The 26,741-nt window shown below is 70.6% G+C and carries 30 protein-coding genes; 15 read left to right on the top strand and 15 right to left on the bottom strand.

What is annotated here, in order from left to right:
* The first annotated feature begins 1 nt into the window (after position 1).
* From VPH43_RS04055 to VPH43_RS03985, 15 genes are all read left to right on the top strand, one after another.
* A complete protein-coding gene (locus VPH43_RS04055) occupies positions 2 to 643 on the top strand; it encodes a hypothetical protein (RefSeq protein ID WP_328576376.1) in 642 nt (213 codons plus the stop codon).
* On the top strand, positions 640 to 2,001 hold the full coding sequence (locus tag VPH43_RS04050; protein ID WP_328576375.1) for an AMP-binding protein: 1,362 nt from the start codon (positions 640 to 642) through the stop codon (positions 1,999 to 2,001). Before VPH43_RS04055 ends, VPH43_RS04050 begins: the two co-directional genes overlap by 4 nt.
* Positions 1,998 to 2,312, top strand: coding sequence for a 3-hydroxyacyl-ACP dehydratase (locus tag VPH43_RS04045; RefSeq protein WP_328576374.1), 315 nt, complete (start codon positions 1,998 to 2,000; stop codon positions 2,310 to 2,312). Before VPH43_RS04050 ends, VPH43_RS04045 begins: the two co-directional genes overlap by 4 nt.
* The gene (locus tag VPH43_RS04040; protein WP_328576373.1) at positions 2,309 to 3,256 is read left to right on the top strand and encodes an LpxL/LpxP family acyltransferase; all 948 of its coding nucleotides are present in this window, start codon (positions 2,309 to 2,311) and stop codon (positions 3,254 to 3,256) included. The genes VPH43_RS04045 and VPH43_RS04040 overlap by 4 nt, the downstream gene beginning before the upstream one ends.
* Entirely contained in the window at positions 3,246 to 3,842 is a 597-nt protein-coding gene (locus tag VPH43_RS04035; RefSeq protein WP_328576372.1) for a LolA-related protein, read from the top strand. The genes VPH43_RS04040 and VPH43_RS04035 overlap by 11 nt, the downstream gene beginning before the upstream one ends.
* Positions 3,839 to 6,178, top strand: coding sequence for an MMPL family transporter (locus tag VPH43_RS04030; protein WP_328576371.1), 2,340 nt, complete (start codon positions 3,839 to 3,841; stop codon positions 6,176 to 6,178). The genes VPH43_RS04035 and VPH43_RS04030 overlap by 4 nt, the downstream gene beginning before the upstream one ends.
* 70 nt (positions 6,179 to 6,248) lie before the next feature.
* A complete protein-coding gene (locus VPH43_RS04025; RefSeq protein ID WP_328576370.1) occupies positions 6,249 to 7,091 on the top strand; it encodes a polysaccharide deacetylase family protein in 843 nt (280 codons plus the stop codon).
* The gene (locus VPH43_RS04020) at positions 7,088 to 7,858 is read left to right on the top strand and encodes a class I SAM-dependent methyltransferase (protein WP_328576369.1); all 771 of its coding nucleotides are present in this window, start codon (positions 7,088 to 7,090) and stop codon (positions 7,856 to 7,858) included. The genes VPH43_RS04025 and VPH43_RS04020 overlap by 4 nt, the downstream gene beginning before the upstream one ends.
* A complete protein-coding gene (locus VPH43_RS04015) occupies positions 7,855 to 9,039 on the top strand; it encodes a beta-ketoacyl-[acyl-carrier-protein] synthase family protein (RefSeq protein WP_328576368.1) in 1,185 nt (394 codons plus the stop codon). Before VPH43_RS04020 ends, VPH43_RS04015 begins: the two co-directional genes overlap by 4 nt.
* Positions 9,036 to 9,860: a beta-ketoacyl synthase chain length factor gene (locus VPH43_RS04010; RefSeq protein ID WP_328576367.1), complete on the top strand. Its 825-nt coding sequence runs from the start codon at positions 9,036 to 9,038 to the stop codon at positions 9,858 to 9,860. The genes VPH43_RS04015 and VPH43_RS04010 overlap by 4 nt, the downstream gene beginning before the upstream one ends.
* The gene (locus VPH43_RS04005) at positions 9,857 to 10,333 is read left to right on the top strand and encodes a hydroxymyristoyl-ACP dehydratase (RefSeq protein ID WP_328576366.1); all 477 of its coding nucleotides are present in this window, start codon (positions 9,857 to 9,859) and stop codon (positions 10,331 to 10,333) included. Before VPH43_RS04010 ends, VPH43_RS04005 begins: the two co-directional genes overlap by 4 nt.
* Positions 10,330 to 11,061, top strand: coding sequence for a 3-oxoacyl-ACP reductase FabG (fabG, locus tag VPH43_RS04000; protein ID WP_328576365.1), 732 nt, complete (start codon positions 10,330 to 10,332; stop codon positions 11,059 to 11,061). The genes VPH43_RS04005 and fabG overlap by 4 nt, the downstream gene beginning before the upstream one ends.
* Before the next feature lie 72 nt (positions 11,062 to 11,133).
* Positions 11,134 to 11,670 (top strand): hypothetical protein, encoded by a 537-nt coding sequence (locus VPH43_RS03995; RefSeq protein WP_328576364.1) that lies wholly within the window; start codon positions 11,134 to 11,136, stop codon positions 11,668 to 11,670.
* A 160-nt stretch (positions 11,671 to 11,830) separates the two neighbouring features.
* Positions 11,831 to 12,658 carry an outer membrane protein assembly factor BamE domain-containing protein gene (gene bamE, locus VPH43_RS03990; protein WP_328576363.1) on the top strand — a complete coding sequence of 276 codons (828 nt, stop codon included), beginning with the start codon at positions 11,831 to 11,833 and terminating at the stop codon, positions 12,656 to 12,658.
* A complete protein-coding gene (locus VPH43_RS03985) occupies positions 12,645 to 13,268 on the top strand; it encodes a hypothetical protein (RefSeq protein WP_328576362.1) in 624 nt (207 codons plus the stop codon). Before bamE ends, VPH43_RS03985 begins: the two co-directional genes overlap by 14 nt.
* Positions 13,269 to 13,276: 8 nt before the next feature.
* On the opposite strand, the gene VPH43_RS03980 is transcribed toward VPH43_RS03985, so the two are convergent.
* The 15 genes from VPH43_RS03980 to VPH43_RS03910 form a co-directional block, all read right to left on the bottom strand.
* Positions 13,277 to 14,053 (bottom strand): glycosyltransferase family 2 protein, encoded by a 777-nt coding sequence (locus tag VPH43_RS03980; RefSeq protein WP_328576361.1) that lies wholly within the window; start codon positions 14,051 to 14,053, stop codon positions 13,277 to 13,279.
* Positions 14,050 to 14,802, bottom strand: coding sequence for a lysophospholipid acyltransferase family protein (locus tag VPH43_RS03975; protein ID WP_328576360.1), 753 nt, complete (start codon positions 14,800 to 14,802; stop codon positions 14,050 to 14,052). The genes VPH43_RS03980 and VPH43_RS03975 overlap by 4 nt, the downstream gene beginning before the upstream one ends.
* Positions 14,803 to 14,810: 8 nt before the next feature.
* Positions 14,811 to 15,614: a MipA/OmpV family protein gene (locus tag VPH43_RS03970; protein ID WP_328576359.1), complete on the bottom strand. Its 804-nt coding sequence runs from the start codon at positions 15,612 to 15,614 to the stop codon at positions 14,811 to 14,813.
* The gene (locus VPH43_RS03965; RefSeq protein WP_328576358.1) at positions 15,611 to 16,636 is read right to left on the bottom strand and encodes a chorismate transformation enzyme, FkbO/Hyg5 family; all 1,026 of its coding nucleotides are present in this window, start codon (positions 16,634 to 16,636) and stop codon (positions 15,611 to 15,613) included. The genes VPH43_RS03970 and VPH43_RS03965 overlap by 4 nt, the downstream gene beginning before the upstream one ends.
* Positions 16,633 to 17,964, bottom strand: coding sequence for an NAD(P)/FAD-dependent oxidoreductase (locus VPH43_RS03960; protein WP_328576357.1), 1,332 nt, complete (start codon positions 17,962 to 17,964; stop codon positions 16,633 to 16,635). Before VPH43_RS03960 ends, VPH43_RS03965 begins: the two co-directional genes overlap by 4 nt.
* Positions 17,961 to 18,731 carry a class I SAM-dependent methyltransferase gene (locus tag VPH43_RS03955; RefSeq protein ID WP_328576356.1) on the bottom strand — a complete coding sequence of 257 codons (771 nt, stop codon included), beginning with the start codon at positions 18,729 to 18,731 and terminating at the stop codon, positions 17,961 to 17,963. The genes VPH43_RS03960 and VPH43_RS03955 overlap by 4 nt, the downstream gene beginning before the upstream one ends.
* A gap of 60 nt (positions 18,732 to 18,791) precedes the next feature.
* Positions 18,792 to 19,319 (bottom strand): DUF6622 family protein, encoded by a 528-nt coding sequence (locus tag VPH43_RS03950; RefSeq protein ID WP_328576355.1) that lies wholly within the window; start codon positions 19,317 to 19,319, stop codon positions 18,792 to 18,794.
* Between the two features lie 108 nt (positions 19,320 to 19,427).
* Entirely contained in the window at positions 19,428 to 20,714 is a 1,287-nt protein-coding gene (locus VPH43_RS03945) for a hypothetical protein (protein ID WP_328576354.1), read from the bottom strand.
* Positions 20,715 to 20,717: 3 nt separating this feature from the next.
* Positions 20,718 to 21,458, bottom strand: a complete 741-nt coding sequence (locus VPH43_RS03940) for an outer membrane lipoprotein-sorting protein (protein WP_328576353.1) — start codon at positions 21,456 to 21,458, stop codon at positions 20,718 to 20,720.
* Between the two features lie 13 nt (positions 21,459 to 21,471).
* Positions 21,472 to 22,680 (bottom strand): FtsX-like permease family protein, encoded by a 1,209-nt coding sequence (locus VPH43_RS03935; protein ID WP_328576352.1) that lies wholly within the window; start codon positions 22,678 to 22,680, stop codon positions 21,472 to 21,474.
* The gene (locus VPH43_RS03930) at positions 22,677 to 23,414 is read right to left on the bottom strand and encodes an ABC transporter ATP-binding protein (protein WP_328576351.1); all 738 of its coding nucleotides are present in this window, start codon (positions 23,412 to 23,414) and stop codon (positions 22,677 to 22,679) included. The genes VPH43_RS03935 and VPH43_RS03930 overlap by 4 nt, the downstream gene beginning before the upstream one ends.
* The gene (locus VPH43_RS03925) at positions 23,411 to 23,983 is read right to left on the bottom strand and encodes a hypothetical protein (RefSeq protein ID WP_328576350.1); all 573 of its coding nucleotides are present in this window, start codon (positions 23,981 to 23,983) and stop codon (positions 23,411 to 23,413) included. The genes VPH43_RS03930 and VPH43_RS03925 overlap by 4 nt, the downstream gene beginning before the upstream one ends.
* 145 nt (positions 23,984 to 24,128) lie before the next feature.
* On the bottom strand, positions 24,129 to 24,488 hold the full coding sequence (locus VPH43_RS03920; RefSeq protein WP_328576349.1) for a response regulator: 360 nt from the start codon (positions 24,486 to 24,488) through the stop codon (positions 24,129 to 24,131).
* 12 nt (positions 24,489 to 24,500) lie between these two features.
* Entirely contained in the window at positions 24,501 to 25,961 is a 1,461-nt protein-coding gene (locus VPH43_RS03915; RefSeq protein ID WP_328576348.1) for an RAD55 family ATPase, read from the bottom strand.
* Positions 25,958 to 26,710 (bottom strand): sensor histidine kinase, encoded by a 753-nt coding sequence (locus VPH43_RS03910; RefSeq protein ID WP_328576347.1) that lies wholly within the window; start codon positions 26,708 to 26,710, stop codon positions 25,958 to 25,960. The genes VPH43_RS03915 and VPH43_RS03910 overlap by 4 nt, the downstream gene beginning before the upstream one ends.
* Between the last annotated feature and the right edge of the window lie 31 nt (positions 26,711 to 26,741).

The following is a 26,741-nucleotide window of genomic DNA, read 5'->3' as shown; positions in this document are numbered from 1 at the left end:
CATGTCCGCCTGGCAGATGGCCTTGGCGCTGCTGGCCGCAGCCGCCTATGCCGTGCTTTCGCATTGGCTGATGCTGCATGCGGCGGCCGAGCCCTGGGCCGTGGCCGCCCTGCTGGGGCCGCTGCTGGCGGTGGTGGTGGGCGTGGCCTGGCGCAACCGGCAGTGGCCCATGGTGGCCGGCGGGCTGGCCGCCTGCGCGGTGCTGGCCGGCGTGGTCGCCCGGGGTGGCGTTGCGGAGCTCAGCCGCCTGTATGTGCTGCAGCACGTGGGCATCAACGCGGCGCTGGGCATCAGCTTCGGCCTCAGCCTGCGCGGCGAACAGATGTCGCTGATCAGCCGCATCGCCGAGCGGGTGCACGGCACGCTGTCGCCCGGGATGCTCGCCTACACCTGGCGCGTCACGGCGGCCTGGACGATCTACTTCTTTGCCATGGCCGCCGTGTCGGTGGCCGTGTATGCCTTGGCGCCATGGAGCACCTGGTCATTGCTGGCCAACGTGGGCACGCCGGTGGCGGTGGCGCTCATGTTCGTCGGCGAGCACTGGCTGCGTTACTGGCTGCACCCGGAATTCGAACGCGCCAGCCTGATGGACGCGGTGCGGGCCTTCCGCGACGCCCCCGTGGTCGAGGCGGCTGGCCGATGAGCCTGCCGCTGCTGGCCGCCCGCGACCTCGATGCGCCTTTGGCCTGGCGCAGCGGCGTGCCGGTGAGCGCGCGCCAGTTCCTGGCTGACGCCGCATTGCAGGCCGAGCTGCTGCCGGCGCAGGGCCCGGTGGTCAACCTGTGCAGCGACCGCTACCGCTTTGCGGTGGGCCTGGCGGCCGGCCTGATGCGCGGCCACACCAGCCTGTTCCCGCCCAACGCCATGCCGGACACACTGGCCCGGCTGCGCGAGCCTTATCCCGCGCTGGCCGCCTTGTGCGACGACCTCGCCGCGGCGTCGTCCGAACTGCTCAGCGTGCCGCTGGCGCCCGCCGGTGTGGCGGCGGCCACACCGCACATGCCCCTCGTCGATGGCGCGCTGCATGCGGCCTGCCTGCTCACGTCCGGCTCCACCGGCACGCCGCAGCCGCATGCCAAGGCCTGGGGCACCCTGGTGCACAACGTGGGCGCCGCCGCGCAGCGGCTGGCGCAGATGCTGGAGCGGCCTGATCTCCGTGGCCTGAACATCGTGGCCACCGTGCCGCCGCAGCACATGTACGGCTTCGAGTCCAGCGTGCTGCTGGCCCTGCTGGGTGGCGCCGCCTTCGACGCCGGCCGGCCCTTCTACCCCGCTGACATCACCCAGGCGCTGGAGCGGCTGCCGCGCCCGCGCGCCCTGGTGACGACGCCCTTCCACCTCAAGACCTTGCTCCTGGCCGGTGTGGCGCTGCCGCCGGTGGACCTGGTGCTGTGCGCCACCGCGCCGCTGTCGCCCCAGCTGGCCCTACAGGCCGAGCGCAGCTTCGGCGGCCCGCTGGTCGAGATCTATGGCTGCACCGAAGCCGGGCAGGTGGCAATGCGCCGCACCGCACAAAGCGAGGTCTGGCACACCATCGGCGAGCTGCGCATCCATGCGGAGCAGGCCGACGGCGACGAACGCTTCATCGTGCAGGGCGGGCACGTCACCGTGCCCACGCCGCTGGCCGACGTGCTGCAGCTCGAGGACGCGCAGCGCTTCCGCCTGCTGGGCCGCGCCAACGACCTGATCCACGTGGCGGGCAAGCGCACCTCGCTGTCGCACCTGAACTACCACCTCAACAGCATCGAGGGTGTGCAGGACGGTGCCTTCTGGCTGCCCAACGACGTGGCCGACGGCGTGGTGCGGCCGGTGGCCTTCGTGGTGGCACCAGGGCTCGTGCCGGCGCAGATCCTCGCGGGCCTGCGCAGCCGCATCGAGGCGGTGTTCGTGCCACGCCGGGTGGTGCAGGTGCCTTCGTTGCCGCGCGAGGCGACCGGCAAGCTCACCGAGAAATCGCTGCGCCGGCTGGCTGAAGCGCACCTGGAAGGCCGCTCGGCATGAACGCGGCCACCATCGTGCGCGAGGTGCCGGCCTCGCATCCGGCGTTTGCCGGCCACTTTCCGGGCCAACCGCTGCTGCCGGGCGTGTCGCTGCTGGCCGAGGTGATGGAAGCGGCCCAGGCCCAGCCGGGGCTCGCCGGCCGGCTCGATGGCCACAGCCAGCTGCAGGCCGCCAAGTTCCTGGCCCCGGTGCGGCCGGGCAGCACCTTGCACATCGGCCTGCAATGGGACACCGCCGGGTTGCGCTTCGAGGTGCATTGCGCCGGCACGCTGGCGGCGAAGGGGCAGTGGTCGTGGAGCGCGGGCGAATGAACAGCGCCGCGCAGGCACCGGCAGCGGCCGGCGCCAACAGCTGGGCGCGCGCGCCCGAACGCAGCAACGCCTTCGCCCTGCGCGTCATGACCTGGATCGCGCTCACCTTCGGGCGCCGCGTGGCCCGCTGGGTGCTGCATCCGATCACCTTGTATTTCGTGCTGTTCGCGCCCACGGCGCGGCGCCATTCACGGCGCTTCCTCGGCCGTGCGCTCGGCCGCCCGGCGCGGCTGGTGGACTGCTATCGCCAGGTGCATGCCTTCACCGCGACCATCCTCGACCGGGTGTACCTGCTGCGCGGCCGGCTCGACCAGTTCGAGGTGACCGTGCGCGGCGGCGAGCTGATCGAGCAGACGCTGGCCGAAGGACGGGGCGCCTTCCTGCTGGGGGCCCACGTCGGCAGCTTCGAGGTGCTGCGCACCGCGGGGCAGGCGCACGTGGGCATGCGGGTGGCGATGGTGATGTACCCCGACAACGCGCGGATGATCAACGCGGCGCTGAGCGCGATCGCACCCGACAGCAAGCCGGACATCATTGCGCTCGGCCGGGTGGAGTCCATGCTCGCGGTGCGCGACTGGCTGGACGGTGGCGGCCTGGCCGGCATGCTGGCCGACCGGCAGCTGCCGGGTGAATCGGAGCGGGCCGGCGAGGTGCGTGTGCCCTTCCTGGGCCACGACGCGCCCTTCAGCGACGGGCCGTTCCGCCTGGCCGCGCTGCTGCGCCGGCGCCTGGTGTTCATGGCCGGCGTGTACCTCGGCGGCAATCGCTACGATGTGCGGCTGGAGCCGCTGGCCGACTTCAGCGGGCGCCTGAGCGGGCCAGAGCGCGAAGCCCGCATCCGCGAGGCGATCGTGGCCTATGCGGCGCGCCTGGAGGCCTTGTGCCGCGAGCATCCGTACAACTGGTTCAACTTCCATGATTTCTGGCGCGAAGATGCGAGCTGAGCTGCGCTCCCTGGTGTGCGGCCTGCTGCTGGCCGCGATCGCACTGCCGGCCCTGGCCCTCGAGCTGCCCGAGCTGATGGCGCTGCTGGCGCGCCGCACCAGCGGCCAGGCGACGTTTTCCGAACAGCGCTTCGTGAAAGGCCTGGACGAGCCGCTGGTGTCCACCGGCACCCTGAGCTTCGCCGCGCCGGATCGCTTCGCCCGCCGCACCTTGCAGCCGCGGGCGGAATCCATGGTGGTGGAGGGCAACACTGTCACGCTGTCGCGCGGCGGCCGCAGCCGCACGCTGGCGCTGGACTCATCGCCGGAAGCGGTGATCGCGGTGGAGGCGGTGCGGGGCACGCTCACCGGCAATGCGCAGGCGCTGCAACGCCACTTCCGCACCCGGCTGTCGGGTGATGCCGAGCGCTGGACGCTGGAGCTGCAGCCGGTGGACCCCCGCACGGCAGGCGCCTTGCGCAGCGTGCGCATCCTCGGCCAGCAGTCCGACCTGCGCGTGGTGGAAACCCAGCTGCTGGACGGCGACCGCACGGTGATGACCATCGACCCGGTGCGCGGGCCCGCAGCAGCCGCATCCGCGCCGTGACGCGCTGGCCGCGGCCGCGCGGCGCGGTGGTGCTGGCGCTGTGGCTGCTGGCCATGGCGCTGGGCGGTGTGCTGATCGCACGCGCGCACTTCAGCGCCGACCTGTCCGCCTTCCTCCCGGTGAGCCCCGACGCACGCCAGCGGGTGTTGATCGAGCAGCTTCACAACGGCGTGGCGGCCCGCACCCTGATGGTGGGCATCGAAGGCGGCGACGCGGCCGCCCGGGCGCAAGCCTCGCGAGCGCTGGCCGCGGCGCTGCGTGCCAGCGGCCGCTTCGAGCAGGTGCACAACGGCGAGAGCACCGACTGGCAGGCCGCCGGCGAGCTGCTGGTGGCGCATCGTTACCAGCTCAGCCCGGCCGTCAATGCGCAGCGCTTCAGCACCGCCGGCCTGCGCGATGCGATCGACGACACCCTTTCGCTGCTCGGCACGCCGGCCGGCGCGGCCGTCAAGCCACTGCTGCAGCGCGACCCCACCGGCGAGACACAGCGCATCGCCGAGGCGCTGATCCCGGCCAACGCACCGCGCAGCGAAGACGGCGTGTGGGTGTCACGCCAGGCGCCGCGTGCGCTGCTGCTGCTCACCACCCGGGCGCAGGGGGCGGACCTGGATGCGCAAGCCGCGGCCATCGCGGCCGTGCAGGCCGCCTTTGCGCCCCAGGCCCAGCGCGGGCTGCAATTGCAGCTGAGCGGCGCGGCCGTGTTCGCGGTGGACACCCGGGCACGCATCCAGCATGAAGCGACCGTGCTGGCGATCGTGGGCCTGTTCGCGGTGGGCGGGCTGCTGCTGGCGGCCTTCGCTTCGCTGCGCGCGTTGGCCGTCGCCATGCTGCCGGTGGCCACCGGCGTGGTGGCCGGCATCGCGGCGGTGAGCATCGGCTTCGGCACCGTGCATGGCATCACCCTCGGCTTTGGCAGCACGCTGATCGGCGAGGCGGTGGACTACGCGATCTACTACCTCATCCAGGCAAGGGCGGGCGGCTGGCAGCGCTGGCGCCTGGACAACTGGCCCACCGTGCGGCTGGGCCTGCTCACGTCGGTGTGTGGTTTTGCCGCGCTGGTGTTCTCGGGCTTCCCCGGCCTGGCGCAGCTGGGTGTGTTTTCGGTGGCCGGCCTGACTGCGGGCGCCCTGGCGACGCGCTACGTGCTGCCGGCGGTGGTGCCGGAAGGCGCCGCGGGGCGCGGCCTGCGCAGCGGGTTGGCGCGCCTGGCCCGGGCCGTGGTGCAGCACCTGCCGCGTGCGCGCTGGGCCGCCTGGGGGCTGGGCGCCGTGTGCACCGCCGCGCTGCTGCTGCAGTGGGGGCATCTGTGGCGCGGGGATCTCGCCTCGCTCAGCCCGGTGCCACGCAGCGCTCAGGCGCTGGACCAGACCCTGCGCGCCGACCTCGGCGCCAGCGACGCCCGCACGCTGGTGGTGGCCAATGGCGCCGACCTGCAGGCCACGCTGCGTGACGCCGAGGCCGCCGGCGCACGGCTGGACGCGTTGGTGGAGCAGGGCGCCCTGGCAGGTTATGACTCGCCGGTGCGCCTGCTGCCCAGCGAGGCCACCCAGCAGGCGCGTCTGGCCAGCCTCCCGGATGAGGCCACGTTGCGCGTCCGGCTCGCCGAGGCCACGCAGGGCAGCCCCTTGAAGGCCGAGCGCCTGCAGCCCTTCCTCGACGACGTGCAGGCTGCCCGGCACGCCGCACCCGTCACACCCACGATGCTGGCCGGTACACCGTTGAAGCCGGTGGTGGATGCCCTGCTGTTCCAGCGCAGCACCGGCGGCTGGTCGGCGCTGCTGCCGCTGCAGCCCGGCCCCAAGCCGGTGGATGCTGCGCAGGTGCGGCAGGCGCTGGCCGGCCTGTCCGCCGACATCCAGGTGGTGGACATCAAGCAGGAGCTCGACAACCTGTACGAGCGCTACCTGCACGAGGCGCTGGTCCAGGCGCTGCTGGGAGCGCTGGCCGTGGTGGCGGTGGTGTGGCTGCAGCTGCGCTCATGGCGCCGCCTGCTGGCCGTGTGCCTGCCGCTGGTGCTGGCGGTGCTGCTCACGCTGGGTGCGCTGGCGGCCTTCAACGTGGCGCTGGGCATCCTGCACCTGGTGGGCCTGCTGCTGGTGGTGGCGGTGGGCTCGAACTACGGCCTGTTCTTCGACCAGTGGCGCCACGGCGGCGACCCCAGCGACGACACGCTGGCGTCGCTGCTGCTGGCCAACATCACCACGGTGGTGGCCTTCGGGTTGATCGCGCTTTCGGACATCCCGGCGCTGTCGGCCATCGGGCGGGTGGTGGCGCCCGGTGCATTGTTGGCGCTGTTGCTGTCCGCGGTGTTCGCGCGGGCTGTTCCCCGGCCGTAACCGCGCGTCGCTATGGGAAAATCCGCGTTTGCCGTCGCGCGCCCGCCCGGGCGCTGATCCCTCGCTTCGCATGAGACCGGCCCCCGCCCTGAACGCCACTTCCTGGACCATGCCGCCGCTGCTGCGCGCCAGCGTGGGCGTGCATGCGCTGGCCGCCGGCGTGGCGGCGGTGGAGCCGCAGGCCTGGTCGTGGGCGGTGGCCGGCGTGGCGCTCAACCATGCGGTGCTCACCGCCGCCGGCCTGTGGCCGCGCAGCCGCTGGCTCGGTGCCAATCTGGTGCGCCTGCCGGCGGCCAGCGCCGCGCGCGGCGAAGTGGCGCTCACCATCGACGACGGCCCGGATCCGGAGGTCACGCCCCAGGTGCTGGAGCTGCTGGACGCACACGGCGCCCGCGCCACCTTCTTCTGCATCGCGCAGCGCGCGGCGGCCCAGCCCGCGCTGGCGCGCGAGATCGTGGCGCGCGGCCACAGCGTGCAGAACCACAGCCATGCCCACCGCCACAACTTCGCGCTGCTGGGCCCCCGCGGCTTCGAACGCGAGATCGCCCGCGCCCAGCAGGTCCTGGGCGACATCACCGGCGAGCGCCCCAGCTGCTTCCGCGCCCCGGCCGGCCTGCGCAACCCCTTTCTCGACCCGGTGCTGCACCGGCTCGGCCTCACGCTGGTGAGCTGGACGCGGCGTGGCTTCGACACCCGCGAGGCGGACGCCAGCCGCGTGCTCGCCCGCCTGACCGGCGGCCTGCGCGGCGGCGACATCCTGCTGCTGCACGACGGCCACGCCGCGCGCGCGGCCGGTGGGCGGCCGGTGGTACTGGACGTGCTGCCCTCCCTGCTTGACACCTGCCGCCAGGCCGGCCTGCGCTGCATCACGCTGCCGCAGGCCCTGCAGACGGCCCAACCTGCTGTTTCATGAGCACACCTCCTGTCGTCCTGGGCACTGCCGACCGGCTGTCCACCCCGAGTGCCGACGAGGCCTGGCGCGAACTGCATCGCACCGCCTGCGCGCCCTATCGCAGCGCGGGCCGTTTTGCCTGGCACTTCGCACGCGGCAAGCTGGGCCGCGACCCGGTCTTCCGCGGGCTGCTGGAGCGCGGTGACCTGCCGGTGCGCGCCCGTGTGGTGGACATTGGCTGCGGCCAGGGGCTGCTGGCCAGCCTGCTGGCCGCCATCGACGGCATGCAGGCGCGCGGCCGCTGGCCCGCCGCATGGCCGGCCGCACCGGCAGGTGCCCACTACACCGGCATCGAGCTGATGCCGCGCGACGTGGCGCGCGCCGAAGCGGCCGTGGGCGGCCTGCCGAATGCGCCCCGCTTCGTGTGCGGCGACATGTGCAAGGTGGACCTGCCGGCCTGCGACGTGGTGGTGATCCTCGACGTGCTGCACTACGTGGACCATCCCGCCCAGGAGGGTGTGCTCACCCGCGTGCGCGATGCCCTGGCCCCGCACGGCCGGCTGCTGCTGCGGGTGGGTGATGCGGCCAGCAAGCGTGGCTTTGCGGTCAGCCAGTGGGTGGACCGGGTGGTCACCCTGGTGCGCGGCCACCGCGTGCCGCCCACCTTCGGTCGCCCCTTGGCCGACTGGGTCGGGCTGCTGGAGCGGCTGGGCTTCAAGGTGCGCAGCGTGCCGATGAGCCAGGGCACCCCTTTCGCCAACGTGCTGCTGGTCGGGGACCTTTCATGACCCGTCTCGCGATCACCGACTACACCGCCGCCAGCGCCATCGGCGTGGGGCGAGCGCCCACCCTGCAGGCCCTGCGTGAGGGCCGTTCCGGCCTGCAACGCAAGCATTTCGAGACCTGCACGCTGGACACCTGGATCGGCGAAGTGGCCGATGTGGACACGCAGCACCTGCCCGAGGAGCTGGCCGCGTTCGACTGCCGCAACAACCGCCTTGCCTGGCTCGGCCTGCAGGCGGACGGTTTTGCCGACAGCGTGGCCAGCGCCCGCGAGCGCTATGGCGCGCGCCGCATCGGCGTGTTCCTGGGCACCAGCACCTCCGGCATCCTCAACACCGAGCAGGCCTTCCGCCGGCGCGACCCCGCCACCGGTGCATTGCCGCCCGACTTTCGCTATGCGCAGACCCACAGCACCGCCTCGGTGGCCGCGTTCGTGCGGCGGGCGCTGCAGCTGGAAGGGCCGTCCTTCGTGGTGTCCACGGCCTGTTCGTCCAGCGCCAAGGCGTTTGGCAATGCCGCCCGCCTGATCGAGCTGGGCGTGATCGACGCCGCGGTGGTCGGTGGCGTGGACAGCCTGTGCATGACCATCCTCTACGGCTTCAATTCGCTGGAGCTGCTCTCGGCCGACGTGTGCCGGCCCTGGGATGCCGAACGCAAGGGGTTGTCCCTCGGCGAAGGTGCGGCGTTTGCGCTGCTGGAGCGGGACGCGGCGCGGCCGCGCGCCTGGCTGCTGGGCGTGGGCGAAAGCAGCGACGGCCACCACATGAGCAGCCCGCATCCCGAAGGGGCCGGTGCCGCTGAAGCCATGGCCGGTGCGCTGGCCCAGGCCGGCCTGCAGCCCGATGCGGTGGACTACCTCAACCTGCACGGCACCGCCACGCCGAACAACGATGCGGCCGAGGACATGGCGGTGCGCACCGTGTTCGGCGGCCGCATCCCCTGCAGCTCCACCAAGGGCGCCACCGGCCACACCCTGGGTGCCGCGGGGGGCGTGGAAGCGGCCATCTCGCTGCTGGCGCTGGAACACGGCGTGATGCCGGGTGGCCTGAACCGCCGTACGCCCGACCCCGCGCTGCAGGCGAACTACCTCACCCAGCCACGCGATGCCACACTCAAGGCGGTGGCCAGCAATTCCTTCGGCTTTGGCGGCTCCAACGCCTGCCTGGTGTTCGGAGCGGCCGCATGACCGCCCCGCGCGCGAACGGTGTGCTGGACGTCAGCCTGCTCGGCATCGGCCTGCAGGGGCCGGGTTTTGCCGACTGGGCCACGGGGCGCGCCGCCTTGCACGATCCGGCGCTGTGGCACTCCGCACCCACGGTGCTGGTGCCGCCCGCGCGCCTGCCGCCGGCCGAACGCCGCCGCGCCGGTGCCATCGTCAAGCTGTGCATCGCGGTGGCGGACCAGGCCTGCGCACAGGCCGGCGCGGACACGCTGCAACTGGCCACCGTGTTCACCGCCTCGGCCGGCGACGGCGCCAATTGCAGCGCCTTGTGCGAGGTGCTGGCCACGCCCGAGCGCATGGTCTCGCCCACACGCTTCACGAACTCGGTGCACAACGCGGCGGCGGGTTACTGGCACATCGCCACCACCTCGCGTGCCCCGTCCACCAGCCTGTGTGCGCATGACGCCAGCTTCGGCGCCGGCTTGCTGGAGGCGGCCAGCCAGTGCGTGGCGTGGCAACGGCCGGTGCTGCTGGTGGCCGGCGACACACCCTATCCCGAGCCCTTGAACGGGGCGCGGCCGCTGCCGGATGCGTTTGCCTGCGCCTTGTTGCTCGCACCCGCGGGGCAGGGCGGCAACGCACTGGCGCAGTTGCGCCTGCAGCTGGACGCCGGCACGCCGACCGCGTGCGAGGGCGCCAGCCTGGAGGCGTTGCGCCAGGCCATCCCCGCGGCGCGTGGCCTGTCGCTGCTGCAGGCCCTGGCCCAGGGCGCTGCGCAATGCACCGTGGAGTACCAGGACGGGCTGGCGCTGCGGGTCGATCTGACGCCCAGTACGCCGGCATGAGCGCACCCGCCACGCTGGAGCGTGCGGGCATCGCGGCCCGCATACCCCACCAGGGCAGCATGTGCCTGCTGGACCGGCTGGACAGCTGGAGTGCCACCGAGGTGCGCTGCAGCACCACAAGCCACCGCGCCCCGGCCAATCCCCTGCGCACCCCCAGCGGGCTGCTGATGCCCTGTGCCATCGAATACGCCGCCCAGGCGATGGCCCTGCATGGTGCCCTGGTGGCGCCGGCCGGCGAGGGGCCGGCACCCGGCTACCTGGCCAGCGTGCGCGGTGTGCGTTTTGCGGCCGCGCGCCTGGACGACGTGGCGGGCCGGCTGCAGGTGCTGGCCGAGCGCCTGGCGGGTGACGTGAACCAGATCCTCTACCGCTTCGTGGTGAGCGACGAACGCGGTGCGCCGCTGGCCGAAGGCCGGGCCACCGTGGTGCTCAACACGCCGATCGCTCCACCTTCCGAATCAACTGCACCATGACCTTGGCCAACAAGCGTGCGCTGGTCACCGGCGCCAGCGGCGCACTCGGCGCCGCGATCGCGCAGCGCCTGGCGCGCGACGGCGCCACCGTGCTGCTGCATGCCAACTCCCGCCCCGATGCAGTGGCCACGCTGGCCGACACCATCCGCCGGGCGGGTGGCCAGGCCGAGCCGGTGGTCTTCGACATCACCGATGCGGACGCCACGCGTGCGGCCTGCACGCAGATGCTGGCCGATGGCACGGTGCAGATCATCGTCAACAACGCCGGCGTGCACGACGACGCGGTGTTCCCCGGCATGCGCGCCGAACAATGGCACCGCGTGATCGACGTGTCGCTCAACGGCTTCTTCCATGTGACGCAGCCGCTGCTGCTGCCGATGCTGCGCACCCGCTGGGGCCGGGTGATCAACATCTCCTCGGTGGCCGCGCTCGCGGGCAACCGGGGCCAGGTGAACTACGCAGCGGCCAAGGGCGCGGTCAACAGCGCCACCAAGGCCTTGTCACTCGAAGTGGCCAGCCGCGGCGTGACCGTGAACGCCATCGCGCCGGGCGTGATCGCCTCGCCGATGGCCGATGCGGTGTTCGACAAGGCCATGGTCGAACAGATGGTGCCCTGCAAGCGCGCCGGCACGCCGGAGGAAGTGGCCGCGCTCGCGGGTTTTCTCGCGGGCGAGGAGGCGGGCTACATCACGGGGCAGGTGATTTCGATCAATGGCGGGATGATCTGATCGAGCTGATCTAGGGGGCGGCAAGCGAAGGGCCGTCGATAGAATCGCGCGACCTTTTCAAGGGAGAACACGATGAAGATGTTGCGTTGCATGTTCATGGCCACAGCGGTGTCGTTGACCGGCTGCGCGGCCAACGTGGTAAAGGTCCCCACGACCGGCACCCCGCCCGTGAACGTGCCTGCCGAATCGAGCAAGAACATCGTGCTGAACTTGTCGGGTGCAGCCAAGGCAGTGCGGGCCGCCGACTGGCCGGCGTTCAGCGGCGAATGGCGGGGCGCCGTAGCGGCCGAAGCGTCCGCTGCCGGGGTTTCCTTCAATGTGCAGGAGGGCGAGCCTGCACCCACCGGACAGCCAGGCACCCTGATCTCTGTGTTCGTGAATGACTACCGCTACGTCAGCACGGGCGCGCGCTACGGCCTAGGGGTGTTCACTGGTAACGCGTTCGTGGATGCAAAAGTCCGGTTCCTCGACCTGAAGACCGGCCAGTCCTTCGGTGATCAGACCATCAACACCAGCTCCAGTGCCTGGCAGGGCGTGTTCTCCGCCATGACGGACAAGCAGCTGCAGGCGATAGCCAAGGAGCTGGTCAACGACGTCAAGCCGCGTTGAGGGTAGTGTGAGCCGGAGGCGGATCATGCGGCATGGATGCGGGCTGGTTCTTCTGCTCTGGGCAGGACTCTGCTCGTCGGCGCTTGCGCAGGCCGCCACCGCCCCGGTCCAGGGCTTTCTGTGTTGCACGCTGCGCACCGATGGGCAGTGGATCAGCGACATGACCTATGCGGACGAGGGTCTGAGCCTGCTTCCTGCGGGCACGCCGGTGAAGATCACCGGCTTCGGGCGCCAGCGGGTGCATCTGCAGATTGACGGCAAGCCGATCGATCTGGGCAACGACTACAGCCGCACGCTGGATCTACCGACGTTTGCAGCGCGCTACGTGGTGGTCGACGATCCCACGCGCGAGTTGATGCAGGCCGATCCGGAGACGGCCGCTGCAGTTCGCGGCGGAAAGCTCAGACCGGGCATGACAAAAGCGCAGGTTGTGATGGCGCTCGGCTATCCGGTGAGCAGCGAAAACCCGTCGTTCGACGCCCCTCGTTGGCGGTACTGGGTGAGCAGCGAGCGCGGATACACCGTAGTGTTCGACGCTCAGGGAAAGCTGCTTCAGTTAGAGGGTGAACCGGACGTCGTGGCCTTCGTGATGCCCGAGCCCGGCAGCCCGCTGAACGTCACGTTTCGCGAGAAACCGGAGGCGCCATGTGCGCTCAATGTCTACCGCACCCGGACCCGAGACGCCATGCCGGTCGCGCGGCGAAGCACCCTGGTGGTGGACGGCAAGGAGATGGGTCTTGTCGCCTTCGGTGAGACACGCTGCCTCGACTTGCCGCCCGGCCCGCACACGGTGGTCATGCAGGACACGGTGCTCGGCGTGTCCACGCCGGAACGCAAGATGGAAGTGACGCTGGTGGCTGGCAAGCCGAGCTTCGTTCGCTCGGGGATCGTGTTCAACGGCGTGCGGGCTGTTGGCAAGCAGGTGGTGCCCGAGACCATGAACGTTCTGGAGCAAGCGGTCGAGTGGCAATGGCGTGGCCGTCAATGACGAACCAACCCGGGAGAGTCCGATGAGTATTCGATTTCCACTGCGCGCGGCCTTCGCTGCGCTCTCTATGTTGGGCGCTGCTGGCATTGTGTCCGCACAAGCCTTGCCTGAGCCCGCGACAGGCTTTCTCTGCTGCAACATGCGCACCGACGGCAAGTGGATCAGCGACATCAACTACGCGGAGAACGGCAAGAAGATCATTGCCGTCGGCACCCCGGTCACGGCCACGGGCTATGGCCGCTATCGCGTTCTTATCGACGTGGACGGTGGCAAGCAGGCGATCGGCAATGACTACAGCCGCACCCTGGACATGCCGGCCTTCGCCAAGCGCTACATCGTCGCTGACGACCCCAAGAAGAAGATCGCCGGCTTTTCGCCCAAGATGCGTAAGGCGATCGAAAGCGCTCGTGTGATGCCCGGCATGACGCGCGAGCAGGTGCTGATGGCGGTAGGGTACCCGGTCAGCAGCGAAAACCCACAGCTCGACGCCAAGATCTGGCGCTTCTGGCTCAGCAGCTTTGCCGAATTCCAGGTGGTCTTCGACGGCAACGACCGGGTCAAGGAGATCACGACCGATGCGCAGACCCGCAACCTGGTGGTGATGGAGTAGTCAGGCCCTCACTCCTGGAACGGCGGCCTGCCCAGCAGCCGCCGCACCAGCAGCACCGGCAGGCGGACAAAGAACTCCAGCATCAGCCGCAGGTGCATCCAGGTCAGCAGCACGTTGTCGCGGCCATAACGGAAGTGCGACACGCCGCCTTCTTCGGCGGTGAGGTACTTGACCGGTGCGTCCACGTTGATCGGTTTCACGCCGCGCCAGGCCAGGCGCACCACCGCCTCGGTGTCGAAGTCGAAGCGGCGCATCCACGGCTGGCGCGCCATCACCGCGGCCAAGCCGGCCACCGGGTACACGCGGAAGCCGTAGAGTGAGTCGGCCACACCGGCGCCGAGCGTTTCCAGGTTGGTCCACCAGTTGGACACCCGCCGGCCGCGCACACGCAGCAGCGGCGCACTCGCATCGAACACCGGCCGGCCCAGGATCATGGCGTCGGGCCGCTGCATCGAGGCTTGCATGAACGCCGGGATCAGCGCGGCCGGGTGCTGGCCGTCGGAGTCCATCGTGAGCGCATGAGTGAAGCCGGCCGCCTGCGCGGCCTTCAGGCCTTGGAGCACCGCCGAGCCCTTGCCCTGGTTGTGCGGCAGCAGCCACACCCGCAGGCCTGGATCGTCGGCCGCCATGCGCTGCAGGCCTTGTGCGGTGCCATCGGTGCTGCCGTCCACCACCACCCACACCGGGTTCCAGTGCGCCCGGGCTTCGCGCACGGTGTCGTACACCTTGGGGCCGGTGTTGTAGCTCGGGATCAGGACGAGGTGGCTGGTGGAGGCGAACTTCATGGGGCGGACGGACGGCGTGGCGGCTTCACGCCGGCAGCGAAGTACTGTTCCATCTCCGCCAGCAGCGCGTCACTGTCCTTTTGCGGCGCGAAGCGCTGGCCCAGGCGCACCTTGAACACGATCGGCAGCGGTGGCAGGCGCCAGATCGGCCATCCCTTGCCGAGGTAGGGCGAGTCGGTGTCGATGAACACCGTCTGGATGGGCGCGTTGGCCAGCTTGGCGATCAAGGTCACGCCAGGGCGGAAGGGGTTCACCGGCTGCTGCGTGGTGCGTGTACCTTCCGGAAAAATCACCAGCTGGCCGCCGTGTTTGAGGTCCTCCACGGCCAGGCGGATCATGCCGCGCGCCGAGTCATTGCGGATGTAGCCTGCCAGCCGGGCGCCCGCGCCGAGGAACACGTTGCGCATCAGCTCGGCCTTCATGATGCAGGCACTGCGCGGCAGCCGCGCCACCAGGATCAGGGCGTCCAGCATGCTCGGGTGGTTGGCCACGACGATGATGCCGCGCTCGTTGCGCAGGGCGTCCAGCGCGCTGGAGTCGATCTTCAGCATGCCGGTCCAGGCGGCCAGCCGCCAGAACACCGCGTAGCCGTGGGCGATACCGGCGCGTCCCACGGCCAGGCGGCGTCGCGCGGGCAGCAGGGGGTACAGCAGCATGGCGGCCGTGTTCCACCCGAGCGAGATCAGCCCCAGCACCACCAGGTGCAGGTACAGCGCCAGTGCCAGCGGCACCGCGAGCAGGCGGCTCACCGAGCGCCTCAGTCCGCCGACGGGACGGTCTGCTTCGAAGCTGCGAACACCCATGAGAAGGCCACGCCAAAGGACCAGTGATGACGCTGGCGCACCAGCGGGCTGTCGGCGAACACCGCGCCGTTGAGGGTGTCGTACTTGACGAAGGCGCCGGCCCAGGTGTTGCCGAAGCGGCGCGAGGTGGCGGCGATCAGCTGGCCGCCGCCGAAGCCACCGCGCGCGGCGTAGGCGGGGCGGTCGGGCAGGGCATCGGCCGGCGCCACTTCATAAAAATGCGCGTTGTAGCGGCGGTCCGCATACAGCAGCGCGGCCTGCAACCCGAGGTGCCAGCCGCCCAGGTCTCGCAGGTCGAGGTTGATGTTGGGCGTGGCGGTCCAGCCGATGGTGCGCGGATGCGACTGCAAGGTGACGGCCGCGCGCACCGGGGCGCGCAGGTCGAGCTTCCAGTGCGTGTCGCGCGCCAGCGTGTAGTTGAGGTTAGGGCCCACCTCGAAGGTGGGCGGCAGGTCGGCCATGCCGCGCCGCGCCACGTTGTCGTCGCTGCGCGTGGGCGCGCTGGCCGACACGCTCAGGTCGAAGTTGAGCCGGTTCGATTCGTACAGCACCGCGCGCGCGCCTTCGCGGTCGGCCTTGAAGATGTGGCCGCGGTACACCACGTAGGGCACCGGCAGCAGCCAGGTGTGGGACTGGTCGGAGCCGCGGTAATGCGGCAGGTTCAGCACGCCGGCGCCCAGGCCCAGCTCCCACAGGGGAAGCTCCGCCGCATGGGTGGCCATTGCGGACAGCGCCAGCAGGGGCAGCAGCCGCTTCATGCGCGCACCTCGCCCTCGGCGATGCCGTGCGCCTCGATCTCCACCAGCAGGTCGGCCCGGCAGATATCCGCCTCCAGGTAGACAGCGGAGCGGGCGGCCGGCGAATCGGCACCCACGGCCGCTTCGAACACCGCGCGGATCAGTGGCGCATGGTCGGCATGGCGCACGTACACGATGCACTCCAGCCGGGCCAGGTCGAAGCGGGCGCTGCAGCGCTCATGTGCCGCAGCGATCACCGCCTGCAGGTTGTTGATGGTTTCTTGCGTCTGGGCCTGCACGTCGCCGGCATGCACGCTGGCATGGCCCACGATGCTGGCCGTGCCGGAGATCAGCAGCGCCACCTGGCCGGTGTGCACGGGCACCAGCGCCGCACGCGAGAAGGTGGGCGCACGCGGGCCATAGGTGCTGGGGTAGTGGTAGGCGGACACCTGGCGCGGGTTCTCCACCGGCACCGGCGGCGCGGTGCCGGCGAGAAAGCGCACGCAGAAGGGGCCGCCTCGCGTGCCGATGGCGCAGGCGGCCGGCGCGCCTTCGAACGCCGCATAACCGGCATCCAAGAACGCGATCTGGCGGCCGGCGTTGAACTGGCGATAGCGCTCCAGCCCGCCGCCATCGGCGTTGATGCCGGGCAGGTAGTTCCACAGCCGCTGGAGGTGGCTGCAGCCGGTGTGCTTGAGCGTGCCGAAGATGTCGGCATAGGCCTGGCGCGACAACGTGGCCAGGTCCTTGCCTTCCACGGCTTCGTCGAGTTCGATGGCGCCGTAGAGCCAATGGCCGTTGTGGCGCCAGCGCACCCGGCCGGTCTGGCCCTGCGTCAGCGGCCCGGCGCTGGACCAGGCGTCGACCATCGGGCCGGCGGCCGACAGCACGCGGCCGCGCACCGTGTCGGCGCCATCGATCAGCGGCCCGTAGCCCAGGCCGCCGAGGGGCGGCACAGGCGCGGCGCTGGCGAGCGACCAGGCTTGCGGGGTGAGGCGTGCCACGCGCAAGGCGGGCAGGGAGTGCAGGAGGGTCACGGTCACTTGGCCTCGACCGCGATCGTCTCGCCTTGCAGCGGGCCCAGGTCGCGGATGTTCTGGCGGCGCTGCATCCAGGCCTTGAAGGTGCGCTTGAAGTTGCGCAGCGAGATCAGGTAGTAGATGCCCTTGAGCACGCGCAGCCGGCCCCAGATCGGCGTGTTGCCGTAGATATCGCCGGCCAGCAGCGACAGCAGCGCTTCCTGCACCCGCCAGGGGTTCTGCGGATGCATGAAGAACTCGCGCATCGTGGGGTTGGTGACGCGGAAGATGAACCAGGAGAACTCGCGCGGTCCCAGCGTCATCATGCGTTCGAAGGCCTTGCGGGCTTGTTTGGCTTGCGCCGGCTGGTCCAGGCAGGCGGCCACCACCTTGGCGCCTTCGAACGCGCTTTGCATCGCCAGGTACACGCCGGAGGAGAACACCGGGTCCACGAAGGCGAAGGCGTCGCCCAGCAGCAGGTAGCGCTCGCCGCTGCAATGGGTGCCGTTGTAGGAGTAGTTGCCGGTGGCGTGCACCGCGTCGTCCACCAGCGTGGCGTCCTTCAGGCGCTCGGCCAGCTTCGGGCACATCGCGATCGTGTCGGCGAAAAAGTCCTTCAGCGGCTTGTTGCGCGACTTCAGGTAGTACGGCCAGCACACCGCGCCCACGCTGGTGGTGCCGTCGGCCAGCGGAATGAACCAGAACCAGCCGTGTGCGAACCAGAAGATGGTGATGTTGCCTTCCAGCTTGCCGGGCAGGCGCTGGGCATTGGTGAAGTGGCCGAACAGCGCCGAGCTGTTGTGCCTGGGGTTCTTCTTCTTGGACTTGAACTTGTTGGCCAGGAAGGTGTCGCGGCCGGACGCATCGATCACGAAGCGCGCACGCCAGCTGCGCTTGGCCCCGTCGTCGAGCTCCGCCTGCACGGTGGCGCCGTCATCGTCGAACTGCACGTCGCGCACGCGGCAGCCTTCGATGGCACGGGCGCCTTGCTTTTCGGCGTGGCGGAACAGCAGCTCGTCCATCTCCGAGCGGCGCACCTGCCATGCATAGGGCATGGACTTGTCCATCGCGTCGGCAAACTCCAGGAAGCTGCAGTGCTCGTGGTTGGGCGAGACGAACTCCACCCCCCACTTGGGCATGCCGATCTTGTCCAGCTCGGCACGCAGGCCGAGCTGGTCGAACAGCGCCACGTTGGCGGGCAGCAGCGATTCACCGATGTGGAAGCGCGGATGGTGGGCCTTTTCGAGCAGCACCACGTCGCGCCCTTGCTGGGCCAGCAAGGCGGCGGCAGTGGCGCCCGCGGGGCCGCCGCCGATGACGAGCACGTCACAGCGGTCTTCAGTGATGTTCATGCGGATTTCGAAGCGGTGTATTCGGAGAAGATGCCCAGCTCGACGTGGCGCTGCACGTTCTGGAAGCCGGCATCGCGCAGGGCGGACAGCACGGTCTGCGGCGGAATGCACGCTTCGATGGTGTCCCAGTAGTAGCGCCAGAGTTCGCTGGTGTGCTGGCGGCGGGCCACCACCCTGGCAATCAGCGGCACCACGCCGCGCATGTAGCCCTTGAGCAGCGCCATGCCCATGCGGCCGGCGGGCCGGGTGATCTCCAGCACCAGCAGCCGGCCACCGGGGCGCAGCACCCGATGGAATTCACGGAACGCGGCGGCCACGTCGCTGATGTGGCGCAACGCGTAGCCCATGCTGAGGAAATCCGCGCTGGCATCCGGCCGCGGCAGGCTCTCGGCGCGGCCCTGCACCAGCTTCACGCCGCGCAGGTGCACCTGGCCCATCATGCCGGCGCTGGGGTCCACGCCGGTCAGCTGGCCTTGCGGGCCGATGATGTGCAGCGCTTCACGCGCCACCAGGCCGGTGCCGATGCCCACGTCCAGCACCTGGGCGCCCGCTTGCAGGCCCGCCCGTTCCAGGGCCTGGCGGCGATACCACGGCCCGCTGCCCAGCGCGAGCACACGTTCGATGCGGTCGTAGTCAGCAGCGGTGTCGTCGAAGATGCGGCGCAGGAAGCGGTGGCGCTCGTCTTCGTCCTTGTAGTAGTCGGTGAGCGGGGCGTGCGGTGGCAACTGCGCACCCTTGTCCGGGCCCGAGGGTCTGGCTGGGGTCATCCGCGGATTATGGCGTGCCGGCCTTGCGCGCCGGCCCCTGTTGCCCTAGGGAGAGGCCGCTCAGGCGGCCACAGTGTGCGGAGTGACCGCATCGCCCACCGCCAGGCGCCACAGGCGGGCGGCGCGGCCGACGAACAGGCCGGTGAACAGGCCGTACAGCGCGCTCAGGCCGAGGCTGAAGCCGCCGTGGAAGGCGAGTTCGGGTGCCTGCGCGAGCGTCACGCCAACGGCGTACTTGGTGAAGAACACGCCCATCATCAGCGCCAGGGGCACCGCGCTGCCGGGCAGCTGGAAGCGGCGGCTGGCCGCGTCATAGCGCACGCCGGCCGGCAAAGGGAACTGCAGCAGCACCCCGCCCGCAAGCACCGCACCAGCCATCCAGGCCGGCAGCGCCAGCGGTTGCATGGCAAACGCGGAGATCACCCCCCAGACGGACAGGCCGGTCATCACCACGGGCAGCAGCGACACCCGGCGCAGGGTGACCTGGCGAGTGAACAACTGCTGCACACCCAATGCCAGCAGGACGAGGAAGAGGCCGAACACCCAGCGCGGGGTGTGGGTGAGGATCTGGATCAGCATCTGGCTCATGGCGGGCTCCTGAAGAAAAGACGTTGTCGATGGCGTGATCTTCTTCAAGGCCGGCTTGCCGGGCGAGCGCGGCGGGACGAAATGCCGGCCGGTGTCGCGAGACGCGGCTCAGAAGGCGTGACTCGCGAGCAGGTACGCGGTGCGGCGCAGGGGCAGCTGCGCCAGCAGCGCGTCCGCCGGCCCGCCGTAGGCGCGCACACCCGCCTCCAGGCGCAGGCGGTCGCCTTGCCAGGCGAGCGCGGCGGTGAGCACGCGGCCACCATCGGTCGGTGTGAGCAGCAGGTCCACCGCCGGCTGCCAGGCGCCGTGCTGCCACGACAGCCGCAGGAACAGGTTGTCGCGGCGCAGGTTCTGGGCGTCCCAGGGCGTGGCCTGCCACGCCAGGTTGGCGGCATACGCGGTGTGCCAGGGCTCGGGTGCCGCGGTGCCCGCGGCGGCCAGCGACTCGGTGCGGGCCTGCCAGGCGCGCCAGTCGGCGTTGCCGGGTGCGCTGCCGTCGTGCCAGGCTTCCGCCAGCACGCTCCATTGATCGGCGTTGGTCCAGGTGAAACCGACGAGCAGCAGCTGCGCCGCGCTCAGCGTGGCCACGTGCCAGGGGTTGGCGGTGGCCGGCGCGGCGGCGCCCGGGCCGCCGTATCGCCAGCCATCGTGGGCCGTGGCCCAGCGCCAGGAGGCATGCCACTCCAGCGATTCGGTGGCCACCCATGCGGCAGCGAGGCCGACGCTGGCATGCGTGTGCTCGCCCCAGCGGGCAAAACCGTGCCAGTCCACCGCACCGTCGCGCCGGTACACGCGCCCGGCCAGCGCGCTTTCGTTGCTGCCGCTGCGGCGTTCGGCGCTTGCGTTCAGGCGCTGCGGGTTCACCCACACCAGCGTCCAGGCGGTGTCCGCGCTGAAGTGCTCCAGCTGCAGCAGCGGCCGGCCCTGCGGCGTGGACGACTGCAGGGTGCGGCGCTGTTCCTGCTGCACCACGTCGTTGGGGCGCCAGCCGTAGCCCACGTCCCAGCCGACGATCTTGCGGCCGGCGCTGTACTGCCAGGCGTCGCTGCCGGGCCATGCACCGGACAGCACCAGCTCGTTGAAGCGGGCGGTGCTGTCGCTCCCGCCGCCCTCCAGCCGCTGTTGCTGCAGCAGCACGTCGGCCGACACGCCGCGCTGCTGGGCGCGCAGGCCCAGCGCCACGGTGGCGCCGCCGCGTGGCAACGCCACCAGCCCGGGCGACAGGCGCGCGGCGGCCGCCAGCGGCCCGGCGGGATTGGCGCTGCGCGCGTCCACGTGGGCCCGCAGCTCGCCGCTCCAGGCGCGCGCCGCGGCCTCCGGCTCGGCGTGTGCGGCGGCTGCACAGGCGAGCGCCGTCGCCACGGCCAGCGGCCGCGCGGCAGGGGTGCGGGGCATGGCCTACTCCAGCGCCGGGTTGCGCGCCAGAAACATCGGGTTCATCCACGCGTCCGGCACGCTGCGCCCCTGGCGCGAGAGATACCGCACCCGCGTCTCCTTGTGCGAGCTCAGCTGGTCCAGCAGCACCATCTCCGCGACGCTCGTGCCGGCCTTGTCGAGCACGAAACGCGCCTGTTTGGCGAGCTTGTCCGACTGCACGTAGAGGTCGGCCTTCACCGGCTCATGGCGCTGCTTGCCCAGCCACAGCTCGATGCGCTGGTAGCTCACGCCCTTGCGCGCGGCCTGCAGGCTGAGGTGGGTGCACAGCGGCCCGCCGGCCTCGGCGCAGGGCTCGTCGCCCACCAGGGTGCCGGTGTAGTCCTCGGCCCAGCTCAGGGTGGCCACGTCGCCGGTGGAGGCGTCGCCCAGCAGCTTCTGCATCGGGGTGATGCGCAGCGGGCGCTGGCTGCTGGGCATCAGCAGCCAGAAGTCGTCGCCCAGCATCAGCACCTTCTGGCCGGCCTCGGCCGGCGAGCGCATCAGCACCAGCGAGCGGTGCTGCGGTTGGGCGAACACGGTGTAGCGGCGTTCCTTGTCGGGGCTGCCGTCCTTGTTGAACACCTGCACCTGGGTCTCGACCTGCAGGCTGTCGCTGGACATGCGCCATTTGTCGGCGGCCTTCAGCAGCGCGGGCACGTCGTCGGCGGCCTGCGCGGTGGTGGCCGCCAGCAAGGCGGCTGCGATGAGGGTGAAGCGGAGCATCGTGGTTCCTTGTTCAGACATGGGCCAGCGCCTCGACGATCGGGCGGTGCACCGTCTTGCGGGCGATCCAGGCCGAGGCCAGCATCGCGAGCAGCACCATCGCCACCAGCGTCGCGGCATACATCGGTGCGTCGATGGCGATCTGCAACGGGTAGCCGGTGCTGCGGCCCGGTGGCGGCGGCATCTCCACCGGCACGATCAGCAGCAGCACGGACACGCCCAGCGACAGCAGCGCGCCCACCGCCGCGCCGGTGCCACCCAGCACCATGCCTTCCAGCGCCAGGCTGCGCAGCAGCTGGCCGGGCAGGGTGCCCATGGCGCGCAGGGTGCCGATCTCACGGGTGCGCTCGATGATCGCCATCGCCATCGCGTTGGTGACCACGAACACCACGATCACGCCGATGATCAGCCCGAGCGCGCCGAAGATCCGGTTGTAGAGCGCTTTCACGCTCTTGTAGAAGGTGGCCTGGTCCAGCCAGGTCTGCACTGCCAGGCCCGGGTGGGCGGCCGCGATGCGCGCCTGCGCTGGCGCCACGTCGTCCATGCCGCGCAGGAACACGCCCAGCGTGGACACGCGCTGGGTGACCAGCAGCTTCTGCGCGGTGGCCAGGTCGGTGTAGACCAGGCGCTTGTCGATCTCCGGGATGCCGGTGGAGAACACGCCCTTGACCGTGACGTCCATCGCATTGAGCGCGCCTTCGGTGGTGCTGGCCAGCAGGGTGAGGCTGGTGCCGGGCTGGGCCTTCAGGCTGCGTGCCAGGGCCTCGCCCAGCATCACCTCACCCTGGCTGCGGCTGGCCAGCACGTCACCCGCGGTCACCTTCAGGAACGGCCCCTTCACCGCGAACTCGCTGTCCGGGTCAATGCCGGCGGCCATCATCACGGTGGACTTTTCGCCGTTGCTGATCAGGCCGCTGAACTCCACCCGCGGCAGCACCTGGCGCACCGCCGGGTCGGCCAGCAGCCGGGCGCGCAGGTTGGCCACGTTGTCCAGGCCATGCTGCAGCGGCACGTCCTCGTCGCGGCTGAACTGGCTGGGCATGCCCACGATCAGGTGGCCGGTGCTGCGGGCGGCGGACTGCGCCAGCCCCTGGTAGGTGAACAGCGCAAAGCCGCCGGCCAGCAGGATGGCCGCCGTGCCGAGGGCGGCGATCGCCACCGTGACCAGCGAGCGCCGGCGGTTGCGCAGCGTGTTGAGCCAGGCGAATCGAAGCCACTTCATGCGGCGCTCCTTTGCGGTTCCTGTGCGGGCTGTTCAGCCCCGGTGATCTCGCCGTCCAGCAGGCGCACGATGCGGTCGCAGCGGCGCGTCAGGCGGTCGTCGTGCGTGGCGATCACGAAAGCGGCGCCCTCGGCATGGCAGCGCTCGCGCATCAGGTCCAGCACCTGGTCGGCGGTGTGGGAGTCCAGGCTGGCGGTGGGCTCGTCGGCGATCACCAGCGCTGGGCGCTTGATGAGCGCGCGGGCAATGGCCACGCGCTGGCGCTGGCCGCCCGACAGGGCATCCGGCCGGTGCGCGGCATGCTCGGCCAGGCCGACGCGCTCCAGCGCCTCGGCCACCCGGCGCCGGCGTTCAGCCGCCGGCACGCCGGCCAGGAAGAGCGGGTAGTCCACGTTGTCGGTCACTGTCATCACCGGCACCAGGTTGAAGCTCTGGAATACAAACCCCAGGCCGTCGCGGCGCAACAGGGTGCGGCTCGTCTCGTCCAGCAGGTGCACCGGCTGGCCCTGCAGGCGCACCTCGCCGGCATCGGGCACGTCGATCAGGCCGCACAGGTTGAGCAAGGTGCTCTTGCCGCTGCCCGACGGCCCGGTGAGCGCCACCATCTCGCCCGCCAGCACGGCCAGGTCCACGCCCTGCAGCGCCGGCACGGTGTGCGCGCCCAGCCGGTAGGTCTTGCGCACGCCGCGCACCGCCACCACGGGGGCGCTGGCGTCTCGATGCAGCCGGGTCATTTCTGTGCAGCCTGGGTGGCCCGCGCCTGGGCCCGCTGGCGCACCGCGGCCTGGAAGGCCTGCGGCGCCTGGGCCAGCAGCGGGCTCGCCAGCACCTCCTGCAGCAGCGCGGCGCCACGCGCCTCGCGGTGGAACATCGGCGGCATGCCGAGGAAGGTGGTGGCGGCCACGAAGCGCGCCTCCAGGCTGGCCGGCGTGCCGTGATGCAGCAAGGTGTCGTGGGCCGGCTGCAGCAGCGCCAGCGCCTTGTCGATCTGGGCCAGCCCCTCCTCGGCGTAGCCCATCTTCTTCCACGGCATCAGGGCACTGCGCGCCTTCATCGCGGTGGCCGCGCCCGCGTACGCCAGCAGCACCGGGTCGGCCGGGTCGGCCTGCAGCAGGCTGCCGAACTGCTCGGCCGCCTTGTCCACGGCGCTTTCGTCGCCCTTGAGCGCCTGCTGGAACTGCTGGAAGGCGGCCACGAACTGCGGCTCGCTGACGGCTGCGAAGGCGGCGCCCTGCAGGCTGAGGGTGGCGAACAGGGCCACGCCGTGGCGGCGCAAGGCCTGGCGCAATTGGGGGGTGTACATGGCGGCTCTCTCCTGCGGTCGTTGATCGAACGACCGTGAGGCTAGGGGCCGCCGCCGCCGGGTGCAGCCGGTGTGCGACGAAATGCCGGCGCCGTGCGCGAGATGTCGGCGCCGCGGCGCCAGCGGGGGCGGCTGGTGGCCGCGGTCAGTCGCGCAGCAGGCGCGCGATCACTTCCAGCGCCACGTCGACGTTGTACGGTTTGCGCAGGAAGTGGTCGTAGCCGGTGAAGTGCTCGCGCACCGCACTCTCGGTGAGGCTGCTGTTCATCAGGATGCGGATGCCGCGGGTGGCGTCCGATTCGCGCAGCGCGCGGCCCATGTCGGCGCCGTTCATGATGGGCATCATGAAGTCCAGCACCACGAGCTGCGGCCGCACCTCGGCCACCCGCTCCAGGCCTTGGCGCCCGTTCGATGCGCAGAAGACGCGGTAGCCCTCCTCCTCGAGGATCAGGCTGAGCACCTCTGCGTTCGCAAGCTCGTCGTCAACGACCAGGATGGTCTTCAAAGGGGCACCTTCTCACTGCGCCTTGCCGGTCATGGGTTGGGCGCTGGGAATCACGTCGCCGTCCAAGCTGTACATGCCGGCAATCGACAGTCCCGCCGGCCCGATCTTGAATTCGTGCAGGCCGGGCTGGAAGTCGCTGTCGCGCATCTTGATGATGGTGATCAGCCGCTTCACGTGGCCGCCGGTCTCGGCAAAGCGCAGGAACAGCAGGTTGTCGACGAAGCCGGACACGCCGAAGGGCGTGCTGATCTCGCTGCCCACCACGTTGATCGTCTCCATGGTCATCAGCACGGACACGCCGAGCCGCCGCAGCTCGTTGATCAGGCAGGAGAAAAACCGGCTGGTGCGCTCCGGAAATACGGAAGATTCGAAAAAGCCGGACATGCCGTCGATGGCCAGGCGCTTGATGCCGCGCTCGGTCACCTCGGTGAGCAGCCGATGTGCCAGCTCGTCCAGCACGTGCTCGCCCTGGGAGTGCCACTTCAGCGTGAGCGCGCCGCTGGCCTCCAGCGCCTCCAGGTCCGCGCCGAAGGCTCGCGCCTTGGCGCGCAGCCGGTGCGGCGCCTCGAAGAAGCCGAACATCATGCCCGGCTCCTGCGGTGTGCACCGGGACAGGAAGTTCAGGCACAGCGTGGTCTTGCCGGTGCCGGTGGAGCCGATGACCACGGTGGCGGTGTTGGCCGGGATGCCGCCGGCGGCGATCAGCGCGTCCAGGCTGGGCACGCCGCTGGAGAGCGCCGGGGTGGGCTGCGGTGAATCGGGCGGCGCCTTGAACATCGACTCGATGCGGGGAAACACCTCCAGCCCGTCGTCGCTGATGCGAAAGGCGTGCTTGCCGCGCAGCGAGCCGCCGCCGCGGAACTTGCGCACCTGGATGGCGCGCTCGGAGCGGGCGTCGAACAGCCGGTCCTCCAGCTCGATCAACCCGTCCACCATGGTGTGCTCGGCATTCACCCGCTGCGGCCCGCCGCTGGTGAGCAGGAACACGGTGCAGCCGTGGAACACCGCGCTGGTCTGCACCTCGTGGATGAACTTCTTGAGCTCGCGGTCGGTTTGCGCGGCCTCGGCGGCGGCCACCAGGCCGTCCAGCACCAGCACGCTCACGTTGCGCGCCCGCATCTCGCGTCGCAGCACGCCCATCAGGCCCTTCAGGCCGTCAGCCTCGAGGTCGTGGAAGGCGCTGATGTAGCTCAGCTCGTCGGGAATCGCCTTTTCGTCGAAGAACGACAGCGGGCGGATGTGCTGCAGCATGCGCGCATGCGATTCGGCGAGCAGGGTGACATACACCGCCCGCCCGCCGGCGGCCACATGCCGGTAGCACAGCTGGTTGGCCAGGATGGTCTTGCCGCTGCCGGGGTGCCCGTGAATGATGTACACGCCCGAGCGGAAAAAGCCGCCGCCCAGCACCATGTCCAGGCCGGGAATGCCGCTGGACAGACGCTCCAGCGAGGGAGCAGAAGAGCTAACGTTCATGGTCGGTTGTCGGCTCGGTAGACGGTGGGAAGCCGCAGCGTGAAGGTGCTGCCGGCCTGGGGGCGGCTGGACAGTGTGATGCTGCCGCCCAGTACGGCCAGCAGTTTACGCACGATCCACAGGCCCAGGCCGCTGCCCGTTCCGCGTGGGCCGTCCTGCGCGACCGCGAACTTGCCGAAGATGCGCTGCTGGTCCTGCGGCGCGATGCCACGGCCGTCGTCGGCCACGCTGACGAGCACCGTGTTGTCCTGCGCCGGCTGCAAGGTGAGCGTGACGTGCTGGCAGGCGGCATGCTTGAACGCGTTGAGCATCAGGTTGCCCACGATCTGCTCGACGATGGCCGGGTCGGTGGTGAGCTCGCAGCGCTCCGGCGCCTCCAGCTGCAGCTGCACGTGCCGGTACTGCGCCTCGGCCGCCAGGGTGTCCACCAGCGAGGCGAGGGTGCGGGTGAGGTCCACGGTGCGCAACCGCACCGGATAGGCCTCGGCATTCAGCCGTGTCAGGTCGAGCAGCAGGGTGAGGCGCTCCACGTAGCGCTCCAGCATCACCTCCGCCTTGGCCACGCGGCCAAGCGCTTCCGGCGCGTCGCCGCCTTCGGCCGCCATGCGGGCCAGGCGCAGCTGCAGGGACAGGCTGTGCAGCGGATTGCGCAGCTCATGGGCGGTGAGCGCCAGCAGATCGTCACGCTCCTGCAGCGCCCGCTGCAATCGGTGGATCTCGTCCTGCAGGTCGGTCGGCGCAGAGGTCATCACGGTCCTCGGGTGAACGCCTGGGCTGCAG

The sequence above is a fragment of the Ideonella sp. BN130291 genome (genome assembly GCF_036231905.1).
In the GTDB taxonomy this organism is placed as follows: domain Bacteria; phylum Pseudomonadota; class Gammaproteobacteria; order Burkholderiales; family Burkholderiaceae_C; genus CAMLIZ01.
Note: the sequence above shows the minus strand (reverse complement) of the source record. Positions and strands in the feature narration are given on the sequence as shown.